The following is a 14,738-nucleotide window of genomic DNA, read 5'->3' as shown; positions in this document are numbered from 1 at the left end:
GTTTTTGTCTGCCTAGTTATGTATTTGCTGACCGGACTTTCATTGACAGTCGGCATAAGTTCGATCTAGCGTCGCGAAACATATACGACATAAGTCCCGTTCCGTGCCGGGACGTGTAGTGCCGACCGAAGGGAAACCCCGCCATGCCCCCCAGGCGGAGATCGACCCACCCTCGCCGGAGGATCGCGCAGTTCTGCGCGATGCTCCTGGCCTTCACCGGAGCGACCGTGCTCACCGCGGCCGCGCCCGCGCAGGCGGTCGCCGCGATCGACCCGGCCGACTACCAGAGGGTGGAACTGGCCAAGGGCGCCGCCGAGATGGGCGAGCCCATGACCATGGCCGTGCTGCCCGACCGGTCGGTGCTGCACACCTCGCGCGACGGCAACCTGCGCCGTACCAGCGCGGCAGGGGAGACGGCCGTCGTCGGCACGCTGCCCGTCTACACCCACGACGAGGAGGGCCTGCAGGGCGTCGCCGCCGACCCCGGCTTCGCCACGAACAGGACGATCTACCTGTACTACGCGCCGAAGCTGAACACCCCCGGGGGTGACGCCCCCGCCACCGGCACCGACTGGACGGCGTGGCAGGGCGTGAACCGGCTGTCGCGCTTCACCGTCAAGGCCGACTGGACGCTCGACGCCGCGAGCGAGCGGACGGTGCTGGAGGTCGCGGCCGACCGTGGCATGTGCTGCCACGTCGGCGGCGACATGGACTTCGACGCCCAGGGCAACCTGTACCTGTCCACCGGCGACGACACCAACCCCTTCGACTCGGCCGGTTACTCGCCCATCGACGAGCGCACCAACCGCAACCCCGTCTACGACGCCCAGCGCACCTCCGGCAACACCAACGACCTGCGCGGCAAGATCCTGCGCGTCAAGGTGAACCCGGCCACCGGCGCCTACACCGTCCCCTCGGGCAACCTCTTCGCGCCCGGCACGGCGGGCACCAGGCCCGAGATCTACGCGATGGGCTTCCGCAACCCGTTCCGGCTCAGCGTCGACAAGGCCACCGGCGTCGTCTACGTCGGCGACTACGGCCCCGACTCGGGCAGCACCGACGCCGCCCGCGGGCCCAGCGGCCAGGTCGAGTTCAACCGGGTGACCGGGCCAGGCAACTACGGCTGGCCGTACTGCACCGGGACCAACACCCTGGCCGAGACCTACGGCGAGTACACCTTCCCCTCGGGCCCCGCGGGCGCGAAGTACGACTGCGCCGCGGGCGGCGCGACCAACGACTCCTTCCGCAACACCGGCCTGGCGAAGCTGCCGCCCGCCAAGCCCGCCTGGATCAGGTACGGCGGCGACGCCGGTACCCCGCCGGAGTTCGGCGGCGGCTCCGAGTCGCCGATGGGCGGCCCCGTCTACCGCTACGACGCCGCGCTGAACTCCACCGTCAAGTTCCCCCAGGAGCTCAACGGCCACTTCTTCGCCGGTGAGTTCGGCCGCAGGTGGATCAAGGCGATCGAGGTGGGCACCGACGGCTCACGCGGCGCCATCGCGGGCTTCCCGTGGACCGGCACCCAGGTGATGGACCTCGCCTTCGGCCCCGACGGCGCGCTCTACGTGCTCGACTACGGCTCCGGCTACTTCGGCGGCGACGCCAACTCCGCGCTCTACCGCGTCGAGTACGTCAAGGGCGTGAACCGCGCGCCCGTAGCGGTGGCCAAGGCCGACAAGACCTCGGGCAGGAGCCCGCTGGCCGTCACCTTCTCCTCGGCCGGTTCCGCCGACCCCGACGGGCAGGCCATCACCTACGCCTGGGCCTTCGGCGACGGGACCACCTCCACCGCCGCCAACCCCGTCAAGACGTACACGGCCAACGGCAACTACACCGCCACGCTCACCGTGCGCGACCCCCTCGGCGCCACCGGCACCGCGAGCGTGCCCATCACGGTCGGCAACACCGCGCCCACGGTGACCATCGAGAGGCCGCGCCAGGGACAGCTGTTCCAGTGGGGCGACACCGTGCCGTTCACCGTCAAGGTGACCGACCCCGAGGACGGCACCGTCGACTGCGCGAAGGTCAAGATGACCTACGTGCTGGGCCACGACACCCACGGCCACCAGATCACCTCCAAGAACGGCTGCTCGGGCGACCTGGCGATCCCGGTCGACGGTGAGCACGACGACGCGGCGAACATCTTCGCGGTCTTCGACGCCGAGTACACCGACCTGGGCGGCCTGACCACCCACACCCAGCACATCCTGCAGCCCAGGAAGCGCCAGGCCGAGCACTACGCGACCATGTCCGGGGTCTCGCTCATCACCAAGACGGCCGCGCACGGCGGCCGGACCGTGGGCGACGTCCACAACGGCGACTCGATCACCTTCAAGGGCTACGAGCTGGCCGGGGCCACGAAGATCGACGCCCGGGTCTCCTCTGCGGGCGTCGGCGGCTCCATCCAGGTCCGCGCGGGCTCGGCGACCGGCACCCTGATCGGCACGGTGGCCGTGGCGCCGACCGGCGGCTGGGAGACCTTCGTGGACGTCTCGGCCCCGCTGGCCGGGGCACCGGCCGGGGCGACCGACCTCACCCTGGTCTTCACCGGCGGCGCGGGCGCGCTGTTCGACCTGGACGACTTCACCTTCACCGGAGGGGGCACCACCGGACCGGTCGCCGGAAGGATCACCGGTGCCGGAGGCAGGTGCGTCGACGTCGCGGGCGGCCTGACCGCCGACGGCACCAACGTGCAGCTGTACGCCTGCAACGGCACCGCCGCGCAGAACTGGTCCAGGGAGGGTGCCACCCTCAGGGCGCTCGGCAAGTGCATGGACGTCGCGGGCGGCGTCGCCACCGACGGCACCCGGGTCCAGCTCTACACCTGCAACGGCACCGGCGCGCAGAACTGGACGGCGAACGGCTCCACCCTCAGGGCGCTCGGCAAGTGCCTCGACGGCGCCAACGCCGCGCAGCTCGTCATCAGGACCTGTGACGGCGGCGCCGCGCAGAACTGGACGCTGCCGGGCGGGACGACCCCCGACCCCGACCCGGGGACCGGCACGGGCGCCGGTGACGTCCTCGTCTTCTCCCGCACCGCGGGCTTCAGGCACGACTCGATCCCCGCCGGTATCCAGGCCATCAGGGACCTGGGCTTCACCGTCGCCGCCACCGAGGACCCGGCGGCCTTCACCGCGGCCAACCTGGCCAGGTACAAGGCCGTCGTCTTCCTCAACACCACCGGCGACGTGCTCGACGCGGGCCAGCAGGCCGCCTTCGAGTCCTACATCAGGGCGGGCGGCGGCTACGCCGGCGTCCACGCGGCCTCCGACACCGAGTACGACTGGCCCTGGTACGGCAACCTGGTCGGCGCCTGGTTCGCCTCCCACCCCGCCGTCCAGCAGGCCACCGTCAAGGTGCAGGACCGGGCCCACCCGTCCACCGCCCACCTCGGCGCCACCTGGAGCCGTACCGACGAGTGGTACGACTTCCGCACCAACGCCCGCACCGCGTCCCGCGTGCTCGCCACCCTGGACGAGTCCACCTACACGGGCGGCGGCATGGGCGCCGACCACCCCATCGCCTGGTGCAAGGCGTACGACGGGGGACGCTCCTTCTACACCGGCGGCGGACACACCGCCGCAGCCTTCGCCGAGCCCGCGTTCCGCCAGCACCTGCTGGGCGGCATCAACTACGCCACCGGCAAGTCCAAGGCCGACTGCCGCGCGGAGAACGGCTACACGCCGATCTACGACGGTTCCGTCACCGGCTGGGAGCAGGCCGGGCCCGGGAGCTTCGCCAACGCCGACGCCACGCTGACCTCGCAGGGCGGCATGGGCCTGTTCTGGTACAAGGCGAAGGAGTACCGCTCCTACTCGCTGAAGCTGGACTGGAGGATGGCCGGGGACGACAACTCCGGGGTCTTCATCGGCTTCCCCGCCTCCACCGACCCCAACTCGGCGGTCGGCAACGGCTACGAGATCCAGATCGACGCCACCGACACCGCCGACAAGACCACCGGCTCCGTCTACGGCTTCAAGTCCGCCGACGTGGCGGCCAGGGACGCCGCGCTCAACCCGCCGGGGCAGTGGAACACCTACGAGCTGCTGGTCGAGGGGGAGAGGCTGCAGATCTTCCTCAACGGCGCGAAGATCAACGACTTCACCAACACCGACCCCGCCCGCTCGCTCCAGCAGGGGTACGTGGGCATCCAGAACCACGGCGCCGGGGACGACGTGTCCTTCCGCAACATCAGGATCAAGGAGCTCGGCGCGGCCGGAGGTGACACGACCGTCCAGGCGGAGGCCTGGTCGGAGGCGAACGGCGTGCAGCCCTACCCGCACACCCCCGCGCACGGCGGCACCGTGCTCGGCTACGTCAACCCGGGTGACTGGGCCGCCTACGACGGGGTGAACCTCACCGGCGTCACCACCTTCAGGGCCAGGGTCGCCTCGCCCACCCCGGCCGGCGGCTTCCAGATCCGCACCGGCTCGCCCACCGGCCCGCTGCTCGGCAGCGTCACCGTGCCGGCGACCGCGGGCTGGGAGTCGTACGCCGACGTCTCCACCGCGCTCACCGGAGTCCCCTCCGGCACCGCCAGGCTCTACCTGGTGTTCACCGGCTCGAACTTCGACGTGGACGACTTCACCCTGGTCCGCACGCCGTAGGACGTCCTGTCCCTGCGCCTCAGGACTTCCCGCCCCTTCTCCCGCATCCTGCACGGGAGGAGGGGCGGGAACGACGAGACGGCCCGGTCGTCCGACCGGGCCGTCTCGTCGTATTCGTGTTCCCGTGTTCCCTGAACTCCCTGTGTCGCCGCGTTTCCCGCGTGCGCCGCGTTTTCCGCGTGCCCCGCGTTCCCCGTGCTCCTCCGGGTCTCCCAGGTGTCCCGGAACCGCCGGAGCGGGGGACCTCAGCCGGACATCAGCTGAACATCGCCTCCATGGTCTCGTGCGACTGCTCCTTCTTGGCGTCGGACTCGCTGCCCCAGCAGGTGTTGAGGATGATCCGGGTGCGGTCCTCGGAGAGCGGCACCGTGCGGTGCAGCGTCGTGTCGGAGCGCAGGAAGTAGATGTCGCCCGTCTGGTGGGCGTAGGTGCTGATCTGCTGCTTGATGAGGTGATCGTGGACCCGGGGGTCCTCCTTCACCCAGTTGGTGTGGGGGACGCACTGGAGCATGCCGCCGTACTCGCTGCTCGGCGCCTCCATGATCCAGATGAGGGTGAAGCTGAAGTCACCCCAGTGCCAGCCGTGGGTGTCGCCCTGCTTCTCCTGGCGGATGATGACGTACTTCTCCTCGTCCCAGGGGCAGTTGACGACCGGCTCGTTGGCCAGCTTCCCGAGGAAGCCCTTGAGGGAGACGGAGTCGTAGAGCTCCGGGATGAGGGAGCTGTCCTGGGCGATGGACTGCTGGCTGACCGTGCTCATCTTCCTCGGGGAGTTGCTGGTCTCCTTGAGGTTGATGTCGATCCGGCGCGCGTGCAGGTCGAGCAGCCGGTTCACCTCGTCCGAGACGAGATCCTTCACCTCGCCGGAGACCACGTCCCGCAGCTTGACGTAGCCGTTCCTGCGGAAATCGTGCGACAATTTGCGGATTTCCCATGGGTCCTGAAAGGTCTTTTCGAGATGCTCCGCGATCCGGTCGTCGAGTGAGAGCGTCCCGAGGCCGGTCTCGTAGTCGGAAGTCGGCATGCGGTTTCTCCTCCGTGGTTATCGAGTCCGTGGTTATCGGGGTTTCCAGAACCGTAACACGCGAGTGGCGGACGCAAATGGCGCGCGTTGTTCGTCCCGTCCCCCTGTGAAACCATGAGCGGATTCCATCCGATCGGCTTCAGCAATTACTCAGACTACGCAGGGACGAGCGTCATGAACACCAAAGTCACATTCGTCGAGCTGTCTGCATTCGAGGCCATCCTGCCCCTCGCCTCCGGTTACATGCAGGCCTACGCGCAGCACGACCCGGAGGTGGGACCGCGATGTGAGTTCGAGATCTACTCCGCCCCGGTGTCCGCCGACCGGGAGGAAGTGATCGAAGAACTCCTCGGCAAACGCAGCGACGTCTACGCCATCAGTTGCTACATCTGGAACATCGGGTTCGCGCGCGCCGTGCTGGACGCGCTGCACGAGCGGCTTCCCCAGGCCCAGTTCATCCTCGGCGGCCCGCAGGTCATGCTGCACGCCGACGAGTACGTCGCCCCCGAGAGGGAGAACGTCGTCGTCTGCAACGGCGAGGGCGAGAAGACGATGGTGCAGTACCTGCGCCAGATCATCAGCGACGCGCCCGACTTCGCCGAGGTCCACGGGGTCAGCTTCTGGCGCTCCGGGGAGCTCGTCACCACCGAGGCCGCCGAGCGGGTGCGCGACCTCATGGAGGTGCCCTCGCCCTTCACCTCCGGCGTCTTCGAGGAGGGCAAGTACACCACGGCCATCCTGGAGACCAACCGCGGATGCCCGTTCAGCTGCGGTTTCTGCTTCTGGGGCGCGGCGACCAACGACAAGGTGCACAAGTTCGAGGACCAGCGGGTCCGCGACGACATCACCTGGATCAGCAAGAACAACTTCGTGTCGATCTTCATCGCCGACGCCAACTGGGGCATGGCCCCGCGCGACGTGGAGCTCACCCGCCACCTGGTGGAGTGCAGCGAGGAGAACGGCTACCCGGTGATGGTCTCGATGGCCGCGGCCAAGAACAAGCCCGACCGGATGGCCGAGATCACCGAGATCCTGGTGCAGGGCGGCCTGCTGACCAGCCAGCCCATCTCCCTGCAGTCGATGAGCTCCAGGACCCTGGAGCTGGTCGACCGCTCGAACATCAAGCCCGCGACCTACACCGAGCTGCAGAGGACGCTCAGGGAGAAGCGCATCAGCTCCTACATCGAGCTGATCTGGCCGCTTCCCGGGGAAACCCTGGACTCGTACAAGGAAGGGGTCGCGGAATTGTGCCGGCTGCGTGCCGACACCCTGATCGTCTATCCGCAGCTCCTTCTTCACAACACCTCGATCTACGCCAAGCGCGACCTTCTCGGCGTGCAGGTCGAACGCGTTCCCAGTGATGTCACAGAGGCCGATGTCGTGGTCGGCACCAACTGGGTCAGCCGCGAGGAGTGCGAGCGCGGCACGTGGTTCTACTACGCGGTCCACTCGCTCTACAACCTGCGCGGCCTGTATTACCTCGCCAATTACCTGGACAGGTCGGGAACCAGGAAGTTCGAGGACTTCTTCACCGACGCCGCGGCGTATTTCGAGAGCCGTACGGACACCGAAGTGGCGACTTTCTTCCGCGATTCGGTGGAGAAACTCTGGAACTACGACTTCCACAATTTCGGGATGGTCGCGCACATCGTCCTGCATTCGCACCGCGAGGAGTTCGACGGGCTGCTCGTCGACTTCGCCCGCACCCAGCCGTGGTGGGAGGACGCCGAGGCGCGGGCCGCGTTCGAGCTCGACCTGCTGGCCCGGCCCTACATCTACCTGGCCAAGCCGAAGCCGCCCCGCTACGACTTCGCCGAGCTGCGCGTCGAGTCGCGCCCGGGGGCGCGGGGGAAGACGACCTCGGTCGTGGACATGCCCGCCGACCTGGCCGCCCTGCTCATCGACCTCGACGTGACCGGCCTGGAGGCCGGCCAGGAGACCCTCACCCGCCTGGAGCTCGACCACCCGCGCGGGCGCAAGCTGCCGTTCATGCCGGAGCGCAGCCTGGAGCACAACGCCTCCTACTGCCAGGGCATGGTGCTGCGGCTGCGGGAGTACCTCCCCACCTGGCGACCGGAGTCCGAGACCGCCGCGCTGCCCGGCCGGCGCTGAGCCGCCCATCCACCCGGCCCGCCCGCGCGTCACGCCGGGCGCGCCGGGGCGGCGGGGGCGGAGCGGGGGCAGAGGGGGCACCGTGGCCGCGCATGACGAGGGCCCGTGAGGATCATCCTCACGGGCCCTCGTCATGCGCGGCATCCCGCCCGGCGGGATGCCCGCCGCCCCTGAGCAGGCGCTCAGGGGCGCTCGGGGCGCTAGACCTTCGCTCCCGCCTTGGCCTCGGCCTTGGCGGCGGCGGCGTCCACCGCCTCGGCGAAGTCGGCGAGCACCGGGTTCTCGAACAGCACCCGGATCGGCACGTTCACCGTGAACGTCTCCCGCACCTGGGTGATCACCTGCGCGGCCACCAGGGAGTGGCCGCCGATCTCCAGGAAGTCGTCCTCGCGGGCGATCCGCTTGAGCTTCAGCACCTCCGCCCAGATGGCGGCGATCGCCTGCTCCGTCTCGGTCTGCGGCGCGTCGAAGTCGTCGTCACCGCCGTCCCCGTTCCCGCCGCCGTCCAGGCCGGGCTCGGGCAGCGCCCGGCGGTCCACCTTGCCCGAGGAGGTCAGCGGCATCGCGTCCAGCGTCACGTACGAGGAGGGCAGCATGTACGCGGGCAGCGAGCCCTGCAGGAACCGGTGCAGCTCGCCGGTGAGGCCGCTGCGGTCGGCGATGATCCTGGAGGCGTCGTCCAGCACGACGTAGGCGACGAGCCGGTCGTCGCGCACGACGACCGCCGCCTCGCGCACCCCCGGGTAACGGGTGATCGCGGCCTCGATCTCGGCCGGCTCCACCCGGAAACCACGGATCTTCACCTGGTGGTCCACCCGGCCCACGTACTGCAGCCGGCCGTCCGGCAGGTAGCGGACCAGGTCACCGGTCCGGTACAGCCGCGCGCCGGGAGGGCCGTACGGGTCGGGCATGAACGACTGCGCGGTCAGGCCGGGCTTGCCCCGGTAGCCGTGGGCGAGGCCGGTGCCGCCGACGTACAGCTCGCCGGGCACGCCCGCGGGGAGCGGGTTGAGCCAGCGGTCCATCACGTACGTCCTGAAGTTGGCCAGCGGCCGGCCGATCGGCGGCGCGTACGCGGCGGCGGGATCGCAGGTCCCCATCGTGGCGCACACGGTCGTCTCCGTCGGCCCGTAGGCGTTGACGAAGGTACGGCCGGGCCCCCAGGTCCGGACCAGCCCGGTCGGGCACTGCTCGCCCGCGACGACCATGAGCCGCACCGTGCCCAGCTCGTCGCCCTTGAGCGTGCTGAGGAACGTCGGCGGGAACGTGGCCGCCGTCACCCCCTGGTCGCTGATGGCCTTCGCCGTCTCCTGCGGGGTCATCGCCGCCGGGTCCAGCACGCACAGCGCCGACCCGTTCAGCAGCGCCATCGTGATCTCCCAGATCGACGCGTCGAAGCTGAGCGAGGCGAACAGCGCCACCCGGTCGTCGGGCGTCAGGGAGAACTCCCGCGACAGGGCCGAGGCGAGGTTGCTGACGCCGCGGTGCGGCACCTCCACGCCCTTGGGACGGCCGGTCGAGCCCGAGGTGTAGATGACGTAGGCGGGCGCGTCGGGCGCGGGCGTCACGCCGGGCCTCGTGTCCGGCTCCTCGGCCTCGATCGTGCGCCACTCCCCGTCCAGCTCGACCGTGCGCACCCGGTCGTCGCGCACCAGGCCGGAGTGCTCGGCCACGGTGAGGACGAGCCGGGTCCCGCTGTCGTCGAGGATGTGGCTCAGCCGGTCGGGCGGCAGCGCCGGGTCCAGCGGCAGGTAGACGCCCCCGGACTTGACGATGCCGAGGAAGGCGACGAGCGCCTCGGCCGAGCGGCCGGTCATCGAGCCGACGACGTGGCCGGGCCGCACCCCGTCGCGGATCAGCCGGTGGGCCACCCGGTTGGCGCGCTCGTCCAGCTCCCGGTAGGTGAGCCGCCGCTCGCCCGCGAGCACCGCGAGCGCGTCGGGGGCGGCGGCGGCGCGCGCCTCGAACAGGGCGCCGACGCCGGCCTCCTCGTCGAAGGGGGTCTCGGTGCGGTTCCACTCCTCGACCACCAGCCGCAGCTGCTCCGCGTCCAGCAGGGACAGCGACGAGATGGGCCGCCCGGGGTCGCGTACGGCGTCGGACAGCAGGGTGACGTACTGCTCGGCCCTGGTCTGGGCGCCCGGAGCGTCGAACAGGTCGAGCCCGTAGCGGACCTCCCCGTCGAGCGAGCCCGGCACCAGGACCAGCGCCAGGTCCGAGGCGAGCGGGAAGCGGCCGGCCACCAGCTCCGAGGTCCGCACGCCCGGCAGCCGCAGCGCGCTCCAGGCCGGGGCCGCCTGGGCGAACTCCGCCTGGTAGAGCGGCTGCACGCCGCTGGAGGCGTCCAGCTCCAGCTCCTCGGCGAGCCGGTGCGCCGGGTAGGAGCCGTGCGCGGCCGCCTCGTCCAGCGCGCCGCGCACCTGGGCGACGACGGCGGCGAACGAGGGATCGCCCTCGCAGCCGATCCGGATCGGGAACGCGGGAGCGCGCCCCCCGGCCGGTACGGGCACGCCGACCACGACCTCGTCCTGGCCCGACCAGCGGCACAGCGCGACCGCCCACGCGGCCAGCGTGACGGCCTCGGTGTCGGCGCCGGTCTCCGGCGCGGTCTCGGCCTGCCCCGACCAGCGGGACAGTGCCATCGCTCGCGCCGCCTGACTGGGAGGTCCGGCCTCGCGCGCGACGGTCTCCACCCGCGCGGCCGTCTCCGGCGGCACGGTGAAGGTCACCCGGGCTCCCGTGAAGCCGGGCACGGCGGGACGGCCCCGGTCGGAGGGCAGGTCGAGGGCGGGGGGCGTGCCGTCGAGCCGGTCACGCCAGTAGGCGAGGTCGCCGGCGTCCCCGCCGTTCGCGTCCCTGCCGTTCGCGTTCCCGTCGTTCGCGTTCCCGGAGGCGCCGTTGGAGGTTCCGGCGGGGGCGTGGCCGCTGTGAACCTGACCGTTGAAGGTCTGACCGTTCGAGGTCTGGCCGTTGGAGGTCGCGGGGGACGCTCCGTCGGAGGCCGGAGAGTCGAACGCGTCCTCGTACGCCTGGGAGATCTCCTCCGCGAGGCCCGTCAGGACGTGCTCGTCGGCGACGAGCCGGTGCGCGGTCACGATGAGCGCGTGGTCGTCGTCGGCCAGCCGCGCCAGGGCGACCCGGACCGGCGGGCCGGATTCGAGATCGAGGCCCCGGTTGGCCTGCTCGGAGACGAGCCGTGCCAGCGCCTCCTCGCGGCGGCCCGCGTCGTGCCTGCTCAGTTCCACCGGCGCGGGCACGGTGACGGGCCCGGGCTTCGCGCCGGGGTCGCCGGGCGACGCCGGACGCAGGTCCTCGCGCGCGTCCAGCACGTGTTCCAGCGCGGCGGTCAGGGCCTTCTCGTCGAGGGGGCCGCGCAGCCGCGCCGCGAGCGTGACCTGGTCGGTGTGGTCACCGGCGGTTTTCGCCCGGTAGGACCTCCACCGGCTCTCCTGTGTCGGCGACAGCGAAGCCTTACTGTCCGGCATGGGGTGCTCCAATCAGTGCCCGGCGTGGTCGAGTTCGAGGTGGACGGGGACGCGGTCGACGCCCCACATGAGGTTCGAGCGCAGCCGCTTGACCGGCCCGGTGAGCTCCATGCGGGCCACCCGGCCGGTCAGTTCCTCCAGCAGCACGCGCAGCTCGAACCTGGCCAGCGCCGCGCCGATGCACAGGTGCTTGCCGAGGCCGAACGTGAGGTGCTTGTTAGGGGTGCGCCCGACGTCGAAGCGGCGCGCGTCGGGGAAGGCGTCCTCGTCGCGGTTGACGGCCGGGTGCCACACGCTGACCCGCTCACCGGCCCGGATGGTCTGGTCCCCGATCCGCGTGTCGCGCAGCGCGGTTCGCATGACGTTGAGGCTGGGGGCGGTCCAGCGCAGCACCTCCTCCACGGCGGTCGGGATGAGCGAGGGGTCCTCGCGCAGCCGCCGCCACTCGTCGGGGTTCTCCACCAGGGCGATGACGGCCCCCGCCGAGGCGTGCCTGGTCGTCTCGTTGCCCCCGGTGATGAGGCCGTTGATGTTGAGCAGGATCTCCTCGTCGGTGAGGGGCGTCCCGTCGATCCGGCCGCGGATCAGCACGCTGATCACGTCGTCGCCGAGGTCCCCGCGCCGCTCGGCGAGCAGGTCGGCGTAGTAGGCGAAGATGTTGGCGTTCGCCTCGGCCTTCTCCGCGTCGGAGATGACGTCGTCCGAGGTGGCGGAGCCGAACGCGGTGCGCGTCCACTGGATCATCAGGTCCCAGTCGGCGCGGGGCACGCCCAGCAGCTCGCAGATGACCGAGAGCGGGAGCCTGCCCGCCACCGTGTCGACGAAGTCGAAGGAGTCCTTCTGGGCGTTCTCCTCCAGCATCCCGCCGACCGTCTCGCGCATCGCGCCCTCCAGGCGGCGGACCACCCGGGGGGTGAGCGCGGGGTTCATCACGTCGCGCAGCTGGCTGTGGCGGCCGTCGGTGACGATGAGCATCTTGCCCGCGGCGGCGCGGGCGGCGGACTCGGTCTGCCCGACCTGCATGCCCCGCTCGGAGGTGAAATTCGTCTTGTCGAGATAGACGGCGACGCCGTCCGCGTATTTGGTGAAAGCCCAGAAGCTCGGCCCGTCCGACCTCTTGTTCCAGAACATCGGCTGGTGCTCCTGCAGGTAATGCAGGACGCCGAGACCGGAGTCGGGGGCCGTGTAGATGTCCGGATCGGCCAGATCCAGCTCGTTGAGATTCACGGTCGTGTCAACTGTCATGGGGAATTCCTCCGTGCGTACACGTCGAAGATGTCGGTGTCCTTCAGCAGGGGGTCCTGGCCGATGTCGACCTGGAATCCACGACCGGTCAGATCGTCGCGCACGGACGCGAGCCTGCCGTCGATGTCGTGGACCTGCATGACGATTTGGTCGACCGCCTCCCAGTCGCCGGGAGCGATTCCGTCCAGGACATCGCATTCGGCTTTCTCGACGTTGATTTTCAGCAGTCCTATGCGGTCCACGCCCTCGGTGGCCATCACCTCGGAGATCGTCCGCACCTGGCACTCCTGCTTCTCCGTGACGTGCCTCCCCTCGGCCATGTCCGTCACGTCCTCGGGGGCGAAACCGCTGTTGGCCAGGAAAGTCCTGGTCACCTCGGCGTCGTGGTCGGCGTCGGTGTACATCCCCGACATCGCGGTGGTCTCCGGGTAGACGGTGAGAACCGCCGTACCCGGGGTATGGGAGAGCGCGCAGTCGAACGCCTTGGCGTTCAGGCCGTGGGCGGAGAGATTCGCGCACAGCGCGTCGTAAAGCGGCCTGGCGGGCTCGAAGGCGAGAATACGCGTGCCCGGACATTCCCAATGAAACGCCAGGGCGGCGATTCCGATGTTAGCCCCCACGTCGAACACCGTCATTCCCGGCTCAAGACGCACGTCATGTCTGAAGTAACTTCTGTCGCCCACGATACTGCGATACTGCAGGCTGGTCTCGGCGGGATTGAGCTGGAATACCACATGGCCGTCGGGGAGCGTCATCTGACGGACCCGCTGATTGTTTTCCAGTGTGTCTCTCGTATGATTTCGCATATCATCACCCTTAACAAAAACCTTATTCCAGTCAACCAGAGGTGAATCCCGACAAGGACGGAATGATCTTATGGACACTCAGAGAGCGGAAGTCAGGGCGCCGGAGGAAAAGCCGCCCTCTCTCTGGCGAAACCCCGACTTCAACCGGCTCTGGACCGGTCAGTCGATCTCGGTCCTCGGCTCCGAGCTGACCACCCTGGCACTCCCGCTGACCGCGATCCTCATGCTGCAGGCCAGTTCCCTGGAGGTCGGCCTGCTCAACACCATGCGCACGATCGCCGCGCTCCTGCTGACGCTGATCGCCGGCGTGCTCATCGACCGCTACCGCCGCAGGCCGCTGATGGTCGGCGCCGACATCGGGCGTGCCGCGGTCGTGGCCCTCATCCCGATCGCGGCCTTCGTCGGCTTCATGGACATGTGGGTGCTCTACGTGGTCGCGGTGGTGGTCGGCGGCCTCTCGGTGGTCTTCGAGATCGCCTACGCCGCCTACATGCCGACCCTGCTGAGCGAGGAGCAGCTCGTCGCGGGGAACAGCCGGATGGCGGCGACCGAGTCGGTGGGCGCCATCGCGGGCTCCAGCGCCGGAGGCGTGCTCATCGACCTGTTCCGGCCGGCGTACGTGATGCTGGGAGACGCGATCTCCTTCCTCGTCTCCGCCTTCGCCCTGTCGCGCATCCGCCACGTCGAGCCGCCCGTCGAGCGCCAGAGCAACCAGGGCCGGGGCGCGGTCGCGGCGATGCTCCACGACATCAAGCACGGCCTGAGGGTGACCTACCGCAACGACTACGCCCGGCCGCTGATCCTCAACTCCGCCGGGGCGAACTTCGGGTCGATGATGATCCTGACCCTGTTCATCCTGTACGCGGCCAGGGAACTCGGCATGTCGGGCACCTGGATCGGCTTCATCTACGCCATCGGCAGCATCGGCGGCGTCGTCGGAGCCGTCTTCGCGAGCAAGTTGTTCGAGAAGTTCGGCTACGGGCGCGGCATCATGACCGCCCTGATCGCCTTCCGGGTGCTGTGCTTCACGCCGTTCGTGGCCGGTCCGCAGTGGCTGCAGATCACCCTGTTCTCGATCATCTGGTTCGTCACGGTGTTCGGCGTGGTGGCCGGCAACATCGGCCAGCTCACGCTCTTCCAGTACGTGATCCCCAACCACCTGCGGGGCCGGGTCATCGGCGCGAGCCGCGCGGTCTACCTCGGCATCCTGCCGCTGGCCGCGATGCTGGCCGGGGTGCTGGGCGAGCTGATCGGCATCAAGCCCGCCATCTACGCCGGTTCCGCGTTCCTGCTGCCCTGGATCATCCTGCTGTTCCTGTCGCCGGTGCCGAACCTGCGCAGGCTGGAGGACGCCGAGCTCCTGCGGGACGACCCGGAGCCCGCCGAGGCCGGTGGATCCGGCGGGCCCGGCGGGCGCGAGGACGGCAAGAGCGCCAAGGACGCCTGAGGACATCTGAGA

At 69.8% G+C, this 14,738-nt stretch carries 7 protein-coding genes; 3 read left to right on the top strand and 4 right to left on the bottom strand.

Translation table 11 applies throughout. From position 1 onward, the window contains the following. The first annotated feature begins 143 nt into the window (after window positions 1-143). Entirely contained in the window at window positions 144-4,607 is a 4,464-nt protein-coding gene (locus tag ACSC1Q_RS40085; protein ID WP_436763974.1) for a ThuA domain-containing protein, read from the top strand. Window positions 4,608-4,863: 256 nt separating this feature from the next. On the opposite strand, the gene ACSC1Q_RS40080 is transcribed toward ACSC1Q_RS40085, so the two are convergent. Then, complete coding sequence (locus tag ACSC1Q_RS40080) at window positions 4,864-5,631, bottom strand: HalD/BesD family halogenase (protein ID WP_436763973.1); 768 nt, start codon at window positions 5,629-5,631, stop codon at window positions 4,864-4,866. Window positions 5,632-5,805: 174 nt separating this feature from the next. On the opposite strand from ACSC1Q_RS40080, the gene ACSC1Q_RS40075 reads away from it, so the two are divergent. Next, a complete protein-coding gene (locus ACSC1Q_RS40075; protein WP_436763972.1) occupies window positions 5,806-7,743 on the top strand; it encodes a B12-binding domain-containing radical SAM protein in 1,938 nt (645 codons plus the stop codon). Window positions 7,744-7,943: 200 nt separating this feature from the next. On the opposite strand, the gene ACSC1Q_RS40070 is transcribed toward ACSC1Q_RS40075, so the two are convergent. Genes ACSC1Q_RS40070 through ACSC1Q_RS40060 form a run of 3 tightly spaced genes read right to left on the bottom strand, consistent with a single transcriptional unit; the run spans window position 7,944 to window position 13,228 of the window. After that, on the bottom strand, window positions 7,944-11,228 hold the full coding sequence (locus ACSC1Q_RS40070; protein ID WP_436763971.1) for a non-ribosomal peptide synthetase: 3,285 nt from the start codon (window positions 11,226-11,228) through the stop codon (window positions 7,944-7,946). A gap of 12 nt (window positions 11,229-11,240) precedes the next feature. Beyond that, complete coding sequence (locus ACSC1Q_RS40065) at window positions 11,241-12,473, bottom strand: cytochrome P450 (protein ID WP_436763970.1); 1,233 nt, start codon at window positions 12,471-12,473, stop codon at window positions 11,241-11,243. Continuing rightward, window positions 12,470-13,228, bottom strand: coding sequence for an FkbM family methyltransferase (locus ACSC1Q_RS40060; RefSeq protein WP_436763969.1), 759 nt, complete (start codon window positions 13,226-13,228; stop codon window positions 12,470-12,472). The genes ACSC1Q_RS40065 and ACSC1Q_RS40060 overlap by 4 nt, the downstream gene beginning before the upstream one ends. A 121-nt stretch (window positions 13,229-13,349) precedes the next feature. On the opposite strand from ACSC1Q_RS40060, the gene ACSC1Q_RS40055 reads away from it, so the two are divergent. After that, window positions 13,350-14,726, top strand: coding sequence for an MFS transporter (locus ACSC1Q_RS40055; RefSeq protein ID WP_436763968.1), 1,377 nt, complete (start codon window positions 13,350-13,352; stop codon window positions 14,724-14,726). The last annotated feature ends 12 nt before the right edge of the window (window positions 14,727-14,738 follow it).

Origin of the sequence: Streptosporangium heterodermiicola (genome assembly GCF_051390675.1) — a bacterium.
Classification (GTDB): Bacteria; Actinomycetota; Actinomycetes; order Streptosporangiales; family Streptosporangiaceae; genus Streptosporangium.
This window is presented reverse-complemented; position numbering and strand designations above follow the sequence as displayed.